The organism is Bradyrhizobium sp. 139 (genome assembly GCF_023074175.1).
Lineage (GTDB): Bacteria > Pseudomonadota > Alphaproteobacteria > Rhizobiales > Xanthobacteraceae > Bradyrhizobium.
In genome coordinates, this window is record NZ_JADPKS010000058.1 from 17,824 (window position 1) to 35,881 (window position 18,058).

General features: G+C 58.8%; 16 protein-coding genes and 2 pseudogenes. 13 read left to right on the forward strand and 5 right to left on the reverse strand.

Going from position 1 to position 18,058, the window contains the following annotated elements; all coding sequences use genetic code 11:
• Window positions 1-26 precede the first annotated feature (26 nt).
• From IVA80_RS14770 to IVA80_RS14800, 7 genes and pseudogenes are all read left to right on the forward strand, one after another.
• Window positions 27-398, forward strand: a pseudogene (locus tag IVA80_RS14770) (P-type conjugative transfer protein TrbJ); the annotation flags it as partial.
• Window positions 398-769: a putative entry exclusion protein TrbK-alt gene (gene trbK-alt / locus IVA80_RS14775; RefSeq protein WP_247430965.1), complete on the forward strand. Its 372-nt coding sequence runs from the start codon at window positions 398-400 to the stop codon at window positions 767-769. The pseudogene IVA80_RS14770 and the gene trbK-alt, both read left to right, overlap by 1 nt.
• 3 nt (window positions 770-772) lie before the next feature.
• A complete protein-coding gene (trbL, locus tag IVA80_RS14780; RefSeq protein WP_247430968.1) occupies window positions 773-2,008 on the forward strand; it encodes a P-type conjugative transfer protein TrbL in 1,236 nt (411 codons plus the stop codon).
• A 61-nt stretch (window positions 2,009-2,069) separates the two neighbouring features.
• Window positions 2,070-2,750 carry a conjugal transfer protein TrbF gene (gene trbF / locus IVA80_RS14785; RefSeq protein WP_247430971.1) on the forward strand — a complete coding sequence of 227 codons (681 nt, stop codon included), beginning with the start codon at window positions 2,070-2,072 and terminating at the stop codon, window positions 2,748-2,750.
• Window positions 2,751-2,752: 2 nt separating this feature from the next.
• Window positions 2,753-3,727 carry a P-type conjugative transfer protein TrbG gene (trbG, locus tag IVA80_RS14790; RefSeq protein WP_247430974.1) on the forward strand — a complete coding sequence of 325 codons (975 nt, stop codon included), beginning with the start codon at window positions 2,753-2,755 and terminating at the stop codon, window positions 3,725-3,727.
• A complete protein-coding gene (locus tag IVA80_RS14795; RefSeq protein WP_247430976.1) occupies window positions 3,724-4,929 on the forward strand; it encodes a TrbI/VirB10 family protein in 1,206 nt (401 codons plus the stop codon). Before trbG ends, IVA80_RS14795 begins: the two co-directional genes overlap by 4 nt.
• A 5-nt stretch (window positions 4,930-4,934) precedes the next feature.
• Window positions 4,935-5,177: a DUF2274 domain-containing protein gene (locus IVA80_RS14800; RefSeq protein WP_247430979.1), complete on the forward strand. Its 243-nt coding sequence runs from the start codon at window positions 4,935-4,937 to the stop codon at window positions 5,175-5,177.
• Here the strand turns inward: IVA80_RS14800 and IVA80_RS14805 are convergent.
• From IVA80_RS14805 to IVA80_RS14820, 4 genes are all read right to left on the reverse strand, one after another.
• Window positions 5,150-6,103: a LysR family transcriptional regulator gene (locus IVA80_RS14805; RefSeq protein WP_247430982.1), complete on the reverse strand. Its 954-nt coding sequence runs from the start codon at window positions 6,101-6,103 to the stop codon at window positions 5,150-5,152. The two genes, IVA80_RS14800 and IVA80_RS14805, sit on opposite strands and share 28 nt — an antisense overlap.
• 58 nt (window positions 6,104-6,161) lie before the next feature.
• Window positions 6,162-6,794 (reverse strand): acyl-homoserine-lactone synthase, encoded by a 633-nt coding sequence (locus IVA80_RS14810; protein WP_247430986.1) that lies wholly within the window; start codon window positions 6,792-6,794, stop codon window positions 6,162-6,164.
• A 93-nt stretch (window positions 6,795-6,887) separates the two neighbouring features.
• Window positions 6,888-7,610: a LuxR family transcriptional regulator gene (locus IVA80_RS14815; RefSeq protein ID WP_247430989.1), complete on the reverse strand. Its 723-nt coding sequence runs from the start codon at window positions 7,608-7,610 to the stop codon at window positions 6,888-6,890.
• Window positions 7,611-8,140: 530 nt separating this feature from the next.
• Window positions 8,141-8,893, reverse strand: coding sequence for an enoyl-CoA hydratase/isomerase family protein (locus IVA80_RS14820; protein WP_247430992.1), 753 nt, complete (start codon window positions 8,891-8,893; stop codon window positions 8,141-8,143).
• 149 nt (window positions 8,894-9,042) lie between these two features.
• Between IVA80_RS14820 and IVA80_RS14825 the strand changes: the two genes are divergently transcribed.
• The 3 genes from IVA80_RS14825 to IVA80_RS14835 all read left to right on the forward strand — a co-directional run bounded on the left by IVA80_RS14825 (window position 9,043) and on the right by IVA80_RS14835 (window position 13,092).
• Complete coding sequence (locus IVA80_RS14825; RefSeq protein ID WP_247430995.1) at window positions 9,043-9,744, forward strand: GntR family transcriptional regulator; 702 nt, start codon at window positions 9,043-9,045, stop codon at window positions 9,742-9,744.
• Between the two features lie 338 nt (window positions 9,745-10,082).
• On the forward strand, window positions 10,083-11,618 hold the full coding sequence (locus tag IVA80_RS14830; protein ID WP_247430998.1) for an AMP-binding protein: 1,536 nt from the start codon (window positions 10,083-10,085) through the stop codon (window positions 11,616-11,618).
• A complete protein-coding gene (locus IVA80_RS14835) occupies window positions 11,560-13,092 on the forward strand; it encodes an amidase (protein WP_247431001.1) in 1,533 nt (510 codons plus the stop codon). The genes IVA80_RS14830 and IVA80_RS14835 overlap by 59 nt, the downstream gene beginning before the upstream one ends.
• Window positions 13,093-13,100: 8 nt before the next feature.
• Here the strand turns inward: IVA80_RS14835 and IVA80_RS14840 are convergent, their stop codons facing one another.
• Complete coding sequence (locus tag IVA80_RS14840; protein ID WP_247431005.1) at window positions 13,101-14,018, reverse strand: LysR substrate-binding domain-containing protein; 918 nt, start codon at window positions 14,016-14,018, stop codon at window positions 13,101-13,103.
• A 288-nt stretch (window positions 14,019-14,306) separates the two neighbouring features.
• Between IVA80_RS14840 and IVA80_RS14845 the strand changes: the two genes are divergently transcribed.
• The 3 genes and pseudogenes from IVA80_RS14845 to IVA80_RS14855 all read left to right on the forward strand — a co-directional run.
• On the forward strand, window positions 14,307-15,479 hold the full coding sequence (locus tag IVA80_RS14845; protein WP_247431008.1) for an acyl-CoA dehydrogenase: 1,173 nt from the start codon (window positions 14,307-14,309) through the stop codon (window positions 15,477-15,479).
• A gap of 10 nt (window positions 15,480-15,489) precedes the next feature.
• Entirely contained in the window at window positions 15,490-16,713 is a 1,224-nt protein-coding gene (locus IVA80_RS14850; protein WP_247431010.1) for a CaiB/BaiF CoA-transferase family protein, read from the forward strand.
• Window positions 16,714-17,599: 886 nt separating this feature from the next.
• A pseudogene (locus tag IVA80_RS14855) lies at window positions 17,600-18,058 on the forward strand (alanine dehydrogenase); the annotation flags it as partial.

The following is an 18,058-nucleotide window of genomic DNA, read 5'->3' on the forward strand; positions in this document are numbered from 1 at the left end:
GGGCCGCCCTGGTCGATGAGGGTATGTCCGATGGGTTCATGGTCGCCAACGCGCAAGCACGCTGGCAGAACTCGGTCGCCGGGCTGCAGGACACTATGCGGGTGCAAGCGACCGTTGTCGGTAATCTCGACACCAACAGGACCCAGATGTCGGCCCTGGTCACCGCGAGCCAGGGGGCATCAGGCGCACTTCAGGCGAGCCAGGCCGGCAATCAGCTCCTGGCGCTGCAGGCCCAGCAGCTCGCTGACCTGACCGCCACTGTAGCCGCGCAAGGCCGTGCGCAATCGCTTCAGGACGCGCAGCGGGCAACGGCGCAGGACCAGGGAAGGGAGCAGTTGCGTCGCTTCCTTACCCAGGGACAGGGCTACCAGCCAACAACCGTGCAGATGTTTCACTGATGATCAAGATCAGACCCGAACGGCTGCCTCTGGTGGCAGCAGTGGCGCTCATCCTGGTCGTCGTGGCGGCATGCGCCATTCGCCTGCGCGGCGACGAGAGCATACCCCGAGTTTCCGGGCTCGCTCCCAAGGCCGGTGCGGCCGCAGCAAAGCTCGACCGATGCCGCACCGTCACCGAGGAGCAGAAAGAGTCGCTCCTCGAATGCCGCAAGATCTGGGCGGAGCAGCGCAGCCGGTTCCTGGGAGGGAGTGGCTCTTCCGACGGCTCCGAGAGCCGGGCAGGCGCCGGTGCTTCGCCATCTCCTATCCCACCCAAGGACCAAAGCCGCCTCCCATCCGCATCACCATCCATTCCGAGCCAAAGCGAGTGAGCCATGGGCAGCACAGGGGTCATCGACGAATTCCTCGAAACGTTCACGCGCTATATCGATTCAGGCTTCGGTCTCGTCGGTGGCGAAGTCGGCTATCTCGCAACCACATTGGCCGGGATCGACCTTACGCTCGCAGGCCTGTTCTGGTCCTTTGGAAGCGAAGAGGACATCATTGCCCGCCTCGTCAAGAAGACCCTTTTTGTCGGGGTCTTTGCCTATCTGATCGGCAATTGGAATAGTCTTGCTCGCATCGTCTTCGAGAGCTTCGCAGGCCTCGGCTTGAAAGCCTCAGGGACAAGCCTCTCATCGACAGATTTCCTGCGGCCAGGGCGGATTGCGCAGATCGGGCTCGATGCCGGCCGCCCAATCCTGGATTCCATCTCCTCCCTGATGGGCTATGTCAGCTTCTTCGAGAACTTCGTCCAGATCGCGGTTCTTCTGTTCGCCTGGATCGTGGTGCTGCTGGCGTTCTTCATCCTCGCCATCCAGCTCTTGGTCACGCTGATCGAATTCAAGCTGACGACCCTTGCCGGCTTCGTCCTGATCCCCTTCGGTCTGTTCGGAAAGACCGCTTTTGCGGCCGAGCGGGTGCTGGGCAATGTGATCTCCTCTGGCGTCAAGGTCTTGGTTCTGGCTGTTATTGTCGGCATTGGATCGACTTTGTTTTCGCAGTTCACGGCCGGCTTCGGCGGCAACCCGCCGACCATCGAGAATGTGATGGCCCTGGTGCTCGGCGCCCTCTCTCTGCTGGGTCTCGGCATCTTTGGACCTGGCATTGCCAACGGCATCGTCTCTGGCGGCCCGCAGCTTGGCGCGGGTAGTGCACTTGGCACTGGGCTTGCCGCCGGTGGTGTCGTGGTCGCTGGCGCCGGCCTTGCCGCAGGCGCCGCAGGTCTCGCCAGCGGGGTCATGGCGGGCGCTGCGCGCGGCGGAGGCGCGATCGCAAGTCACGCGGGTAACGTTTATCGGGCCGCTCAGGTATCCGGCTCCGAGGCGACCGGCTCGACTGCTGCAAGTCCGTTACGTTCGCTCGCAGCTGGTCTTGGCGGAAGAACGAGCGATGCCGGGAAGGGGGAAGGGGAGTCTTCTGCTGCTTCCGAGGCCACCCCCGCATGGGTTCGCCGAATGAAGCGGACGCAGACCATCCAGCACGGGGCATCAGCTGCCACACACGCGATCCGCTCGGGCGATCACGGCGGGGGCGGCGGATCCGTCGACCTTTCTCAAGGAGACCACTGACCTTCTCTCTTCAATCCCATTCTCAGCCATCTCTTCTCAGCCATCTCTTTGGGGGCAAACGATGTTCAAACGATCGGCCGTTCACTATGGCCGCACACCACAGCCGGTCACTCCTTATCAGCGGGCTGCCCAGGTCTGGGACGACCGCATTGGCGCCGCGCGCGTTCAGGCCAAGAACTGGCGCTTGATGGCCTTTGGCTCTCTGTTCCTCTCTGCCGGCTTTGCCTGCGCTCTGGTCTGGCAGTCAGCACACGGCACGATCACGCCTTGGGTGGTCGAGGTCGATCAATTGGGTGAAGCCAAGACCGTGGCGCCGGCAAATGCCGCCTATCAGCCGACCGATCCGCAAACATCGTTTCACCTGGCGCGGTTCATCGAGCATGTGCGGGGCTTGCCGATGGACGCCATCGTCTTGCGGGAAAACTGGCTGCGCGCCTACGACTTTACGACGGACCGGGGCGCGGCAGCCCTCAATGACTACGCCCGCAACAATGACCCGTTCGCCAAGCTCGGCAAGACGCAAGTTGCAATCGAGATTTCGAGCGTGATCCGGGCCTCGCCCGAGAGCTTTCGCTTGGCGTGGGTCGAGCGCCGTTACGACAACGGCCAGCTTGCGGCAACCGAGCGCTGGAGCGCCATCCTGAGCGTGGTCGTGGAGATGCCGCGTGACCTCGACCGGCTGCGCAAGAATCCACTTGGGATCTACGTCAACGCCATCAACTGGTCGAAGGAGCTGGGATAACCATGCTGTCACATCTTGTCCTCGCCCCACGAAAAGTGCGGACGCGCCTGCCTTTGGCTCTTCTCGTTTGTGTGTCCAGCCTTGGCGGCTGCACGACGTTCAAGCCGCCGCAAATCAGCTATGACAGCGAGCTTCCACCTCCGCCAGATACGCCTGCGCTCACCGACGATCGTCCGCGACCGCTGCATGTGCCGCTTGGCTGGAAAGCTGCACATGGCGGCAAGAGCGCAGAAGCCAAGGAGCCTCTTGAGCGTATCGAAGCCGCAAATGATGCCGCACGCGTGCAGCCGCGCAAGACGGGCTATTTCAACGCGGTGCAGGTGTTTTCCTATAGCCCCGGCGCACTCTATCAAATCTATGCCGCGCCGGGACAAATCACGGACATTGCGCTCGAGCCAGGTGAGCAGCTGATCGGCTCCGGACCGGTTGCCGCTGGTGACACAGTGCGCTGGGTTGTCGGCGATACCGAAAGCGGCAACGGTGACACACGCAGGGTCCACATCATGGTCAAGCCGACGCGGCCGTCGATCGAGACCAACCTCGTCGTCAACACCGACCGTCGCACTTACCTCGTCGAACTCCGCTCTCGCGACAAGCCCTATATGCCTTCGGTCGCGTGGTTCTATCCGGAGGATCGGACCGCGCGCGGCCGTGCTCTGCCGCCGGCTCCATTCATCCCGGATCTGGCAGCGCGCCGCTATCGCTATGCCATCGAAGGCGACAACCCGCCCTGGCGTCCGGTGAACGTCTATGATGATGGCCGCAAGGTCTATGTCGAGTTCTCGCCCGGAATTGGCCAGGGCGAAATGCCCCCGCTGTTCGTGATCGGGCCTGAAGGCAAGACCGAGCTCGTCAACTACCGTGCCTACGGCAATCTCCTGATCGTCGACCGGCTGTTCGCCGCCGCGGAACTGAAGCTCGGCGAGGAACACCAGCAGAAGGTCAGGATCGTACGAACCGACGGGAGGTCCCTGTGACCGATACAGGCCAGGCGAATGACACCCCGAACGATGCGCCTCGCATAATTCCGGCGGAAGAGAACGCGCAAACCTTGCGGCTTCGGCCAGACCGGCCGCAGGTGGTGCGCCTGTCGCGCAAAGTGCTTGCGGGTGGTAGCGCGCTTTTGCTCGTGCTCATCTCCGGCGCGGTGTTCTGGGCGCTGCAAGAGAAGCGATCGCGCAATGCCGCCCCGGAGGAGCTCTACGCGACCGATCACCACAATGTCGCCGATCAGCTTGCAAACCTGCCGAAAGACTACGCGGAGATCCCGAAGGGCGTGCCACGATTAGGTCCACCTTTGCCTGGCGACCTTGGCCGGCCAATCGTTGCCGCGCAAGGCTCCTCAAGCTCAAGTCCGCTTGGCGTAGATGCGGAACAGCAGCGCGTCAACCAGGAGAGCGAGGCAGCACGCACCAGCAAGGTGTTTGCCAGCACCAACGTCCGCTCGCCGGCCGCCGTGACGCCGGCTAGTGACGCACGGCCAAATGCCGCGACATCGACGGATGAAGCCTTCGGTCAGAATGGGCAGGACCGAAAACTTGCGTTCGTCAGCGAAACCGTGGACCGCCGGACAACGAGTCCGGATCGTCTGGCGAGGCCAGCTTCGCCCTTCGTGGTCCAGGCGGGGACGGTCATTCCGGCCTCTCTCATTACCGGCGTTCGCTCCGATCTGCCAGGCCAGATCACGGCGCAAGTCACAGAAGCGGTGTACGATTCTCCGACCGGGCGAGCTCGCCTTATCCCCCAGGGCGCAAGGCTGATCGGGGCCTACGATAGCCAGGTTGCATTTGGGCAGTCGCGCCTGCTCCTGGTCTGGACGCGCCTTATCATGCCGAATGGGAGGTCGATCGTTCTGGAGCGCCAGCCCGGCGCGGATGCGGCAGGCTATTCTGGTCTTGAGGACGAGGTCAACAATCACTGGAAGCAGCTGCTGGGCGCAGCTGCACTTTCAACTTTGCTTGCCGTCGGCACGGAGGTGAACTCCGGAGCGGACAACGGCAGCACCAACAGCGATGTCATCGCTGCACTTCGCCGTGGGGCAGGGGATTCGGCCAATCAGACCGGCCAGCAACTGGTTCGCCGCAATCTCAACATCCAGCCAACCTTGACGATCCGGCCGGGATTCCGTGTGAGAGTGATTGTCAATCGGGACTTGGTGCTCGAGCCGTACAGAGGATAAGGACAATGGCTAAACTGAAGCTTGGAACGATCGAAGACGACAAGCCCATCAAAGTGACACACGAACTGCCCGCGAGCGTTCACCGGGACCTCCTAGCCTACGCCGAAATCCTGGCTCAGGAAACGGAACAGGCGGTACAGGATCCGGTCAAGCTGATTGCACCGATGCTGTCGCGATTCATGGCGGCCGACAGGAGCTTTCGCAAGGCCCGCCGCGCGCGTCAACGTCCAAGCGGAGGCGAGGGGTAGCGCTCGCGGAGCAAGTTTAAAAAGGCAGCGAGCGCTGGGTTCTCATTGTCGGCCCGCCAATAGGCCGAAAAGTCGAACCGGCTTGGACCGGTGCCATCGCGGAGTTCGCGATACGCAAGGCCGGCATAGTTGATGTTCATGTCGGACTCGAGCACTAGGCTAATTCCTGTGTTCATGCTGATCAGGCTCTTGATGATGGCCCGGCTGACGTCGTGGCGCTCGATTTTGGGACGGTCCGCCGGGCAAACGAGCTTGGAAATCAAAAGGTCTTCAAACTCTTTGCCCGGATCGTAATGGCTCAGCAGCACCGTCTGGCCCCGCAGGTCGGTCCAGTACACAATGTCACGGACGGCGAGAGGATGATCATGCGGCAGCGCGACCATAACGCGCTCGCTCCACAGCGGCATCGACTTGCTGTCGAGGAGCGGCAGGTTGCCAGTGACGATCAGAAGGTCAAGAACGCCATTGCGAAGGGCAGTCGCCAAGCGTGTTCTTGATCGTTCGATAGTTGCGAGCTCGATCTGTGAAAATCGCCGCCTGAAATCCAGCAAGGCGTTTTGCAGATTACCGACGGAAAGCGATGTGCAGAATCCGACGCTCAGCCGGCCGGCCTCACCGTTTCGAACCGCTCTGGCGGTGGCTATCAAGGCATCGAACTCCTCCAGAATCATCCTTGCCAGGCGGAGAACACTGCGGCCCGCCTCTGTTGGGCGCACGCCGCCGCTGAAGCGCTCGAAGATCGCAATTCCCAAATGATGTTCGATCTCGTTGATTCTGCGGCTGAGGCCGGATTGTTGGGATCTCAGCAATTCCGCGGCCTGGCGCAGACTGCCACAATCGGCCGCGGCTACGACCGAGCGCAGATGCTTTAGCTCGACGGCTCTGCCGGTGTGGGGAGAAGGTTTTGATCGAAGGAAATCGCGCATCACTTAGGCTCAAGCCAGGCAGCGATTGCCATGCTGCCGCAGATGTTGTTCCAATAGCTTACGCGGCCATTCGAATGATGGGGCCCCAGAGCACTGGACCCGAGATATGTCCCGCCTTCCGGATACGCGCCAGAGTATCGCTCGATACTTCCAGATATCCCGCTATCGCAGTCGTGTTTCCGAGCTGTCGAGCTTTACCAAGAGGGCGGAGAGGCCAGCCGGCGCGCCGAAGAATGCGCTCCATCCGGGCGTCCGTGACAGTGACGATTTCGGTCAATCCAATGGAAAGGCCGAACTCGATCATGCCAGCGAACAACTCATAAGTGGCAGCAGCCAGCCCGCCAGTCGCCTTCGGCGCATCCTGCGGAACATCGAGCGCAAATCGGCTGCTTTCCCAGATCCGTTCGCTTCGTGGCGGCGGCCACCCGTCCAAAAGAATCGGGAAGGTGTCTCTCAGCATGGTTGGGCCGGTCGACGGCAGAAGCCGGACGCAACCCTGAATATGGCCGGATGAAGAGCGATTCAGGAGATGGACCGGGCGAAGGACGTCGAATTCGTCGACCTCCATGTCGCCGCTGACCTCAACCTTCCAGTCCAGGCGCTGTTTGAAAATGCGATACCGCAGCCGGTGCATCTCGGCGAGATCGGGGACGAATTCGCCATAGTACTCCGGCGTGACGAGCTGCATCATTCTTGCCTCCCTGCTTGGTTTCAGGAACTAAGCAGAGAGACCTAGGCAAGCGCACCTGTGTAGTTGCACAGGTGCTTGCGGTGGACTTGCAGCCTATTTTCGGGATTTTGATTCAGTTAAGAGCACGATGGCTTGTCGGATCGAGCTGACACCCAGCTTCGCACGGGCGTTGTCCAGGTGGAATCCTGCTGTTCTCTCAGTGATACCAAGAATGATACCGATTTCCCCGGCTGATTTGCCGCGCGCCGACCAGTCGAGGCATTCGTATTCGCGAGGAGAGAGCACTACCCCATGGACCATGCGATCAATCGTCCAAAAGCGACGAGCATGTGCATGGAAGAATCTTGCAATTAGTTGTAGGCTCTGGGCGTATTCTACTAGCGAGCGCTCGAAATCAGTTCGACGCTCATCGGTCGCAAAACTCAATGCGGCGATTGCACCCTTGTCGTTGTGAATTGGAAATGTAATTCCGCAACGAATCCCAAATTCGGCGGCTTCTTCGAACAGAGCGCGTTCGGCCTCCGACATGTTTCCCGGTGCCCAACCAAGCCCCCATCGGAAGGGTTTAGGCTGAAGGATCGCCCGACGTACCACCGGATCGACGGATTCGTATCGGCGCTGCAGATAAAGCGCGGTCCAGGCGGACGGATAGGTCGAGATTAAGTTAGGGAGACCTCCCGGACTGGGTGATAGAGCAAGATAAGCAAAGGAGGATAGGTTCAGCGCCGCGGCGACATCCGCCATGCTTTTCTGAGCTGTATCCGCGTCTGTGCTTTCGGTTAGCCGATCAACGAAGTTTTGAAAGATGCGATCCATTGTGGATGAATAGGCGACGCCTCTGGCGCTTCGTGCTTGCCGCATCTGGATCTACCGCGCGAGAATCGATGCCGAACCGGTTCGAGTTTCATCACAAGACTACAGGACCATCCGACCTGCCGCTTGAGGCTTTGTCGTGAATGCGGCAAAAACAGGAAGACCGAGCCCTCTGCGCGCCCGATTGCAGAACATCGAACTTCGCAGCCCAGCCATGTATTTGAAATTCTGCGCTTGAGTGCAAAAACGGGCCGAAATGCTGCGTGATTGGCCCGCTTATTTGGGCGGGGCGTAGCGCACTTTTGACCGCGGTACTTGGCCCGAGCGCTCGGTTCACAATTCGAGATCGGCCGACTAACGGGATCGTTACGATGGCGACAGCTAGTCGGCCATGCGGAAAACTCTTCGGCCTCCATCAAGCGGTGATGGACCGTTGCGTTCTCGTACGCGCCGGGAAATTGGATCACGATCAACCGCGCCCCACGTGCCGTCGACGGCAGCTTCGCTTTGCGGATCCCGGCGTCAGCGACGACTCATACCGACGCGAACTTAGGAAGGCGGCGTTCAGACCAAGCCTTCAGCCCTTCTCGTGCATCGGAGCAAGTGAGACTTTCGACAAATCTTGCGTTGATCTCTGTCGCGTCGGCAGTGCCTCGGCAGATTGAATTAAGCGACGACTTAAGGCCGCGAAGCGAAGCCGGAGAACGCTGTGCGAGCATCCCTGCAACGACGTCCAATCTTGCTTCGAGCTTATCGGGCGCGCAGGTTTCAGTGAGAAAGCCGATTCGCAGCATCGTTGGGGTGTCTATCTGCTCGCCCATCAGAAACAGCCGCTTGGCCTCGCGCAACCCGAGGCGTTCTACGTATCGTTGAAGACCCGAATAGTAGTACTGAATGCCGAGGCGCGCAGGAGACATCTGCAAACAACAACCTTCGACCCCGATTCGGAAGTCACACGCGAGCGCCAAGTCCGTAGCTCCACCGTAAACGTTGCCATTGAGTCCGCATACGGTCGGGATCGGCAAACCTTCGAGTAGATCGCACATCGCCGCAAACGCCTGTGTGCACTCCACCGCTCGATCACCAGACAGGGTGTCGAGGTCAAATCCTGAACTGAAGCTGGGTCCAGTGGCCGTAAGGATGAGAACCCGCACACTTGTGTGCCCTGCCAATGCTCTTAGCATCGCGGAAAGGGTTTCGATGTCGGCAGGCTCAAACCGATTGTGTCGCTGAGGCCTGTTCAAATGGATACGGGCGCTCCCCTCCGACACGCGCAAGGTGGGCACCCCGCACTCCTTAGGGGCTCTTTTCCGCTCCATAGGTGTTTTATTGTTATTAAAAAGAATATCTGTCAAGGTACAAATATAGGTCACACCGTTCCTTTGTGTACGCTGGAGAGTTGCTAAGCAAATAGAACTCACTCGTGGATCCTGCGTTGCTGAACAAGAAACCCTACCGAACTGAGGAGATCGCGCAGTGGATTCGCCGCGAGATCGAGTCAGGTGCCTTCCCGCCAGGCTCGCGCCTTGAGGAGAGGCCACTTTCAGAACGATTTGGCGTCTCGAAGACGCCCGTGCGCGAGGCGCTGATCCAGCTTTCTTCGCTCGGCCTGATTGAACTCCGTCAGCGTCGTGGCGCCATCGTTACGCTGCTTAGTGTCGACCAGGTGATCTCGATGTTCGAGGTCATGACCGAACTCGAAAGCATGGCGGCCAGGCTCGCTGCCTCACGGATCTCGGCTGAACTCGGCAAGGAGCTGACAAAGATTCATCGATGCAGCGAAGAATGCATTGGCACCGAAGACTTCGATAAGTACGACACCATTAATAAGGAGTTTCACGAGCTAATCTATCGCGGTTCGTGCAATGATTATCTCGAATCGAGCGTGAAAGACGTCCGGGCTCGTTTGCGAACATATCGTAGGTATCCATTTCAGAATCCAGGACGAATCCGCCGCTCGTTCGCTGACCACGCCCAAATCCTCGACGCTATATTGAAGGGCGACGGTGAGGCGGCCGCGAATGCCATGCGAGATCACATCAGCGTCGGCGGTCGCGTGTTCGCAGATCTGATTGTCCAGATGAGACGGCGCTCTGGAGGACCGGTCCAGAGGCCGGGATCAAGGCCGCTGGAGTAGTTCCGCCTCGCCGAAGCAAAAGACTATTGGACAGCGAGGATCAGCCTTCCTCACCGGCGAAACGACGTGACGATAATGACACAACGCCGAGTGCAACTAAACGGCGAACGCGTGGCATATCGCTTCGTTTGTGGAACTCCGCCCTTTAGCGGGCTCCGGTCCCAAGGTACCAATTTTTGACGCATCCCTCGCCAACGCCCGCGCACTCTTTCTTCACGTATTGTTTTTCTCTTGCCAGATATTTTTTTTCAAAGTAATAAAACGTCGACTATCGCGTGGGCGCTGCCTGCGCGCATCTTGAAATCGTTCGCAGAATTTAACGAAAACGGCGTCACTTCATGACGAATGCCAATTTCTACCGCCTGTTCGAGCCCTGGGTACAGCTGAAGCCATCGGGCGTGGTTTTCGAACTCGACAATGGTGAGATGCTCACCCGGGAATGGCTTCACGCCCTGTCGGGACGCTACGCGAAGGCGTTGCTGCAATCCGGATGTTCAGCCGGTGATCGCATCGCAGTCCAGCTGGAAAAATCGGCGCACGCGTTCGCCTTGTACCTCGCCTGTTTGCGCGCAGGATTGTGCTATCTGCCTATAAACACTGCCTATCGGGCAGCCGAATTGGGTTATCTCCTTGAGGACGCTCAGCCCGCGATATTCTTCAGAGGGCTTTCGGCGGAAGCTCTTGCGGCGGAGATTGTGCCAGCGACAACGAAGGCCTTCACCTTCGGTCCACAAGGAGAGGGGACGTTCGTGCCGCTCGTTGAGGCGGTAGACCCAGCCTTCTCCACGATCGAAGTGAGCGGGACCGTCCCTGCCGCGCTTCTCTATACGTCCGGTACCACCGGACGCCCTAAAGGTGCTCTCATCAGCCATGGTGCGCTCTCGTATTCTGCGCGGACGTTGAGTGAACTGTGGGGCTTCTCCTCGTCGGACGTCCTTCTCCACACTTTGCCGATCTTCCACAGCCATGGCCTTTTCATCTCGTTCAATGTGGCGCTGGCCAGCGGAGCGCGGCTGCTTCTCCAAAGCAAGTTCGATGCTGCCGATGTCGTCAAGGCACTTCCACGTTCGACCGTATTCATGGGGGTGCCAACTTTCTACCACCGACTGTTGACTAGCCCCTTGCTTGACAGCGATCTCTGCAGACGAGTGCGTCTGTTCGTATCGGGATCCGCCCACCTTTCCGCAGACGTGCATCGCAAATTCGAGGCCCGCACAGGTCACCGCATTCTGGAGCGCTATGGTTCGACGGAAGCAATGATCCTCTGCTCGAATCCGCTTGAGGGCGAGCGCAGACCCAATTCGGTAGGTCTGCCGATTCCTGGAGTCGATCTGCGCATCGCTGGAGACGGGGATGAGATTTTGCCAACAGGAAATATCGGAATGATTCAGGCGCGCGGGCCGGGCCTGTTTTCAGGTTACTGGAATATGCCGGACCAGACCCGCAACGAGTTCGCCGCAGACGGATTCTTCCGCACCGGCGATTTGGGGTTCATGGATAGTCAAGGATACGTATCAATCACCGGTCGAGCTAAGGATCTCATTATCAGCGGCGGGTACAACGTCTATCCGGCCGAGATCGAGGCGGTGATCGACGAAATGCCTTCTGTTCAAGAGTCTGCTGTCGTTGGCGCTCCGCATGCCGACTTCGGAGAGTGTGTCATAGCTTTCGTGATCCCTTCCGACAAAGGACTCCCCCCGGCCGCGAGCGAGGTCGTTCAGCGAGTCAAGGACCGTCTCGCAAACTACAAGGTGCCTAAGCAGGTAATCGTTGTCGACGAACTCCCGCGGAATACGATGGGCAAGGTAATGAAGAATGAGCTTCGGACGTCGCTCGCTGATCGATCCGGGGCCGTTGTCAAAGCAGCGCAGTGACACACTTCGATTGTGTCTGCAATCAATACGGTTTGGAAGAATTCCGTCGTTGTTTGCTAGCCAGCATTCCAATTCTGAGGACTATCCATTGTACGCCAAATATAATCCGGCTAAGTTTCAGCCCCTCACCTTTCACGATGCGGTGCCGGCGTTTAAGGACGGAATAGACGATCCACGCAAATACCTCGAGAGATGTCTCGAAACTATCGAGGCTCGGGAACCAGTTGTGCGAGCTTGGGTCGAGATGAACATCCCGGCGGCACGATCCGCCGCCGATGCGTCGGCGAAACGGTATCAGGCTGGGCGCGAGCTATCGACCATCGATGGCATGCCGGTCGGCATAAAAGACATGCTGATGACCAAGGACATGCCTACTCGCATGGGCTCGCCCTTGTTTGAAGGCAACCACACCAAACAAGACTCTGCTTGCGTACAAGCGCTCAGGGCCGCTGGCGCTATCGTGCTCGGAAAGACGGTTACCACCGAACTTGGTATGTCCCACCCAGGACCGACCACCAACCCGTTCGATCCGCTTCGTACCCCGGGGGGCTCATCTAGCGGTTCCGCGGCCGCGATTGGCGCCCGCATGGTCCCTGCAGCGATTGGAACACAGGTCGTTGGCTCAGTGATCAGGCCGGGGAGCTTTTGCGCGAACTGTGCGATCAAGCCGACACTGGGCGCTCTGAATCGCGGAGAGCGGCTAGGTTTCAGTCAAAGCCACTTAGGCATTCATGCCGGCGACCTTGAGGATATGTGGCAAGTTTCGATCGAAATTGCCAAGCGGTCGGGCGGAGACCCCGGCGCCCCCGGCCTCTACGGGGGCCCCGCGCTGCATGCAGCAGCGCGCGCGGCGAGGCTTGTCGTCATGGAAGCCGAAGGAGCGCCACTGCTAGATCAGGCAACCAAGGGAGCATTCGAGAGCTTTCTGTCGGATCTCCGCCGCGCCGGAGTCCATATTATCGGCAGAGCAGACCATCCACTCGTGGAAGCTTTTGAGCGGGCAATTAGCGAAAGCCTCGCGATAAGTCGGGATATTTGCGCGTACGAAATGCGTTGGTCGCTTGAGAATCTTGTGGAACAGTTCGGCGGAGGCTTGAGCGCGAGCCTTGGATCGCGTCTCGATATCGCACGCAAGATGACGCTTGACGACTATCGGCTGGTACTTTCTAAACGCGACGCGGCAAGGGCTGCCCACCTCGCAATCTCACATATTGCAGACGCTATTATTTCTCCGTCTTCCGTCGGTCCCGCGCCACGGTTGGACAATAACGGCGTAGACTCGGGCATCGTACACACGACCGGCTTGCCGAACTACAATGCCGTTACTTCGCTGCTAGGTGCTCCGACCATCACAATGCCGCTTCTCGCCGTAGAAGAGCTGCCCGTCGGAGTTCAGGTGATCGGACAGCAGCATACCGATGATAGTCTGGCGGGAATTGCTCGATGGATCATGCAGACCATTCACCTCGCGTAGGTAGTCAATCACTCCTCAATGCTTGATGAAGATTGCCAATGAGAACACATGCCGGCCAGTACCTTCGAGATCCTGTTCGCAGCCGCCGATAGCGGTGTCTTTGAGGAGTGGGCAATATAGATTGATCTTTCGATCCGTGGTCTACCGATTACTCGATGTCTCAACCGCGACGAAGTCGGCCCGTAGTCGGCAACTCGCGTCGACAACACGGTATACCCAATACCCTCGGCAACGAGGGTTTTGATGCCTTCTAGCGAATCGACCTCCATGATGACGTTCGGCTCGTAGCCGTTCCGGGAGGCCGCGCGCTCAACCTCTTCTCTCAGCCCATGCGGTCTGCCTGGCAAAATGAGAGGTAGGTCGAACAGCGCAGATATAGAAACCTCGCCCGGGACGTTGATCGCCTCCGCGCCCTTGGCACCGACAAGATTCAAATGCTCGCTGCCGAGTCGCTCCTTGGCAAGTCCAGGGATGCTCTCGCTGCCAAAGACCAATGCGAGATCCAATTGACCCGACAACAACCATTGAGACATATGACCGGACAGCCCCTCTGCTATACGCAGTCTGATAAGGGGATACTCTCGGCGGACGGCCAGTGCGAGCGGCACCGTCAGGGAAATGCCAAGCGAAGTCGGAATTCCGACAACCACGCTTCCTGCTGGCACCGCCTCGATTCCCCGGACCTCTTCAGCGATCGTCCCCAGATCCGAGAGAAGGGATCGAGCGCGATTGACGAGTCGTATTCCGCTCTCCGTTGGAACGATGCCCCTTGAGGTCCGATGAACAAGAGTACAGCCGAGCTCCTTTTCAAGCCGACTCAGGTGAAGACTAATGGCCGATTGCGCGACATGCAGCCCGTCGGCCGCTTTGGCAATTGAGCCGTGCTCGACGGCTCCCAGAAAGTAACGCAGCTGGCGAAGGTCCATCAGGCAAGCCCCGTCAGAAAATGATGTTTTGGTGTGTTCTCCAATTCGAGGCCATCATGCATGCGCCCGCAAGTGCCGCGGCTCACAATTTGCAAAGCTCTTGGTGCGAACGAAAAGGGGATGAGTGGACTGGCCTAGCTTACCGATCACGACATTGACTCCCCAACAGCGGCAGGAGGGCGCGGGTATCTTTCAATTAGAAAGCTGCCATCGCGATTCAAGCCTTCCGTCCGCGGCGGACCATGCCTACCCCTGAGTGCATCATCATGCTAAGTTAGAGAGCACCATATGCAAGCCATGAATTCGGAGGACCCACTTCTTCTGGACCAGCAATTAACGGACGAGGAGCGAGCAGTCCGCGAAACGGCACATTTGTACTGCCAGGAAAAGTTGATGCCTCGCATTCTCCAAGCCAACCGGCACGAGATCTTCCACCGGGAGATCATGGCCGAGATGGGCGATCTTGGATTGCTCGGCGCGACCATACCGCAAGAATATGGCGGAGCGGGCCTTGGTTATGTGTCCTATGGTCTCATCGCGCGCGAAGTGGAGCGGGTCGACAGCGGCTATAGATCCGCCATGAGCGTACAATCTTCCTTGGTGATGCACCCGATTTATGCCTACGGGAGCGAGCAGCAGAGACGCAAATACTTGCCCAAACTGGCCTCCGGAGAGTGGGTCGGCTGCTTCGGCTTGACGGAGCCCAACCATGGATCCGATCCGGGTTCGATGATCACTCGCGCCAAGTTGGTAAAGGGCGGCTACGAGCTGAGCGGCTCCAAGATGTGGATCACGAATTCTCCTATCGCCGATTTGTTCATCGTCTGGGCGAAGACTGACGACGGCGTCATTCGAGGATTTTTGCTCGAACGAGGCATGTCTGGTCTTAGCACCCCAAAGGTGGATGGTAAGTTTAGCTTGCGTGCCTCAATTACCGGCGAGATTGTATTAGATTGCGTGCGCGTTGGTGAAGAAAGTCTTTTGCCGAATGTGAAAGGCCTCAAGGGGCCGTTCGGTTGCCTCAATCGTGCGCGCTACGGGATCTCCTGGGGGGCCATCGGAGCGGCGGAGTTCTGCTGGCACGCGGCGCGCCAGTACACACTTGATCGCAAGCAGTTCGGGCGTCCGTTGGCTGCTACGCAGATTGTGCAGCTGAAGCTTGCCAACATGATGACCGAGATTGCGCTTGGACTGCAGTCAAGCCTGCGAGTAGGTCGACTGATGGAGGACGAACTCGAAAATCCAGAAATGATCTCGCTCGTCAAGCGCAACAATTGCGGCAAAGCGCTCGAGATCGCCCGCGCCGCACGTGACATGCACGGAGCAAACGGCATCTCCGATGAATTTCATGTCATCAGGCATATGATGAACCTGGAAGCGGTGAATACCTATGAGGGGACACACGACATTCATGCGCTGATCCTCGGGCGCGCCCAAACAGGCCTCCAAGCCTTCAATTGAAGACCTTAAAATGACTGGATGTCTGACCGGGCTGCGGATGCTGGACCTCAGCCGTGTTCTTGCCGGCCCGTGGGCAGGCCAGATATTCGTTGACCTCGGAGCGGAGGTCATCAAGGTCGAGCGGCCGGTCACGGGGGACGATACCAGAGGATGGGGGCCCCCATATCTTGCCGATGAATCCGGTCGGCCGACTTCGGAGTCGGCATACTTCCTATCGTGCAACCGGGGAAAGAAGTCGATCACGATCGACCTGGGCGATCGAGCGGGGCAGGACTTGGTACGGAAGCTGGCGATGAAGTGTGACTTTCTCCTCGAGAACTACAAGGTTGGCGGGCTGGCGAAGTACGGACTTGGCTACGAACACCTCACGAAGCTCAATCCCGGTCTCATCTACTGCTCGGTTACCGGATTCGGTCAGACGGGGCCGTACAAGGATCGCGCTGGCTATGACTTTATGATTCAAGCAATGGGGGGGCTCATGAGCGTCACCGGGCTTCCTGACGGGACCCCAGGGGCCGGCCCCGTCAAGGTTGGCGTCGCGATTACTGATTTGTTCACGGGTATGTATGCCGCAGTGGCGATGCTCGCGGCTCTGGAGCATCGGCGACGCACCGGTATGGGGCAGCATATCGATATGGCGTTGCTCGACGTTCAGGTCGCCACTTTGGCCAATCAGGCGATGAACTATCTGACGTCAATGAAAAATCCTGAGCGGCTCGGCAACGCGCATCCTAACGTTGCGCCCTATGACGCGTTTCCGACGTCCGACGGTCACATCATTCTCACTGTTGGCAACGATAGGCAATTTAGAAACTTCTGTGCGGCTGCGGGCCGGCCGGATCTCTCTGCCGATCTTCGTTTCGCGACGAACGCAGGTCGGGTAGAAAACCGTGCAATTCTCATCCCGCAGCTCGCAGAAATCATCTCGAGTCGCCGAACGGATGACTGGTTGGAAATTCTGAACCAGGCTGGTGTCCCCTGCGGGCCCATCAACAATTTAGACCGTGTCTTCGAGGACCCTCAGGTCCGACATCGTGAGATGTGCGTGGCCGCGACGCATCCAAGTGGGGCGCCACTCTCCCTGGTTGCCTCTCCAATGAAGTTCTCCGCAACACCAGTAGTCAAAGCTAAGGCGCCCCCGCTGCTCGGTCAGCATACTGCAGAGGTTCTGTCAGGGTTGCTAGGTGCGTCCAACGAATCGATCGACGAATTGAGGGCTCTTAAGGTAATCTAGCATGTCGTTCAAGAATGCGCAGCCAGGCGTGCTCACAGACAAAAATTCTTGCGCCATCAGCAGATCTGTTCTGCCCATCATCCGGGGCTATGCCGCGAGTGTGACACAAGGCGGATTTTGCGTCGCCTGTCCTCAACGGAGAGCTTGTTCACCGGGCGTCAGCGAAACCAGCTGACAGCCGGTTGATCCACCGCCGGACGCCGGAGCTTTCTAGAAGCACGAAGGAAGCTTCATGTCGCATACGGTCGACGAGCCGAAGACGACCGGATCAGCCTGCGCCATCGACAGAGTGGACAGAAAATCGTTTAGGCATCGATAGATTTTCTGAGGTCTCGAACAGATGAGAGGGTTCTAGCCGCCAACGTCAAGACTTCAGCGCGCGTCCGTTGCCGGAGATCGCCGCCCAACGTCGCGGTGACCGACGGACGGGCCGGCGGCGGGCTTCGTCGTCTCTTGCGCCGCACCCTGACCAAACCGCTCCTTGCGGAGCGCCAAAAGCATTTCCTATCGTCAATGGAGCGATCGCAGCAGCGCTCGGACTGGTCCGCCGGTTGTGGTGCGCATGCCGCTGGTTGGATGACGGCGAAACCCGTTCCAGCCTTCATCGAAATCGTGCGCCGTCCCCTGCTTATTATCTGTCACCTCAGCCATTGAGCACTTCCGTGATGAGGCTGGCTGAATACCGCAAGTGGAGCGGGATTTAAGCGCAGTTTAGTCCAACGCGCGACCTTGTCGTTACAGGCCAGAGGCTGCCCGTTGCGCTGGCCCTTTGGAATTCTGCGATAAACTTGAAAAATCGCTGAATTTCTGCGCTGCTTTGCCATCTCCGTAGCAGGTTAGTGCTGCTCTTCCGACTACAAAGATGCATCCAACGAGGAGATTGCAAATGAAGGTCGGTGTTCCCAAGGAAATCAAGACACACGAATATCGCGTGGGTCTGACGCCCGGAGCCGTCCGCGAGTATGTTGCCGCCGGCCACAGCGTAGCGGTCGAGACCAACGCAGGAGCCGGCATTGGTGCGTCGGACGAGAATTATCGCAAAGCTGGTGCAACGATTCTGACCTCCGCTCGCGAGGTATTTGCGTCGAGCGAGATGATCGTAAAGGTCAAGGAGCCCCAGCCTTCGGAATGGACCCAGCTGCGAGAAAATCAGATTCTGTTTACCTATCTGCACTTGGCACCGGATCCGGAGCAGGCCAAAGGCCTCCTCAAGTCCGGATGTACCGCAATCGCTTACGAAACAGTGACTGATGCACATGGCGGACTCCCGCTGCTTGCACCGATGAGTGAAGTCGCAGGTAGACTTTCGATCGAGGCTGCCGGAGCGGCCCTGAAGCGGTATGCA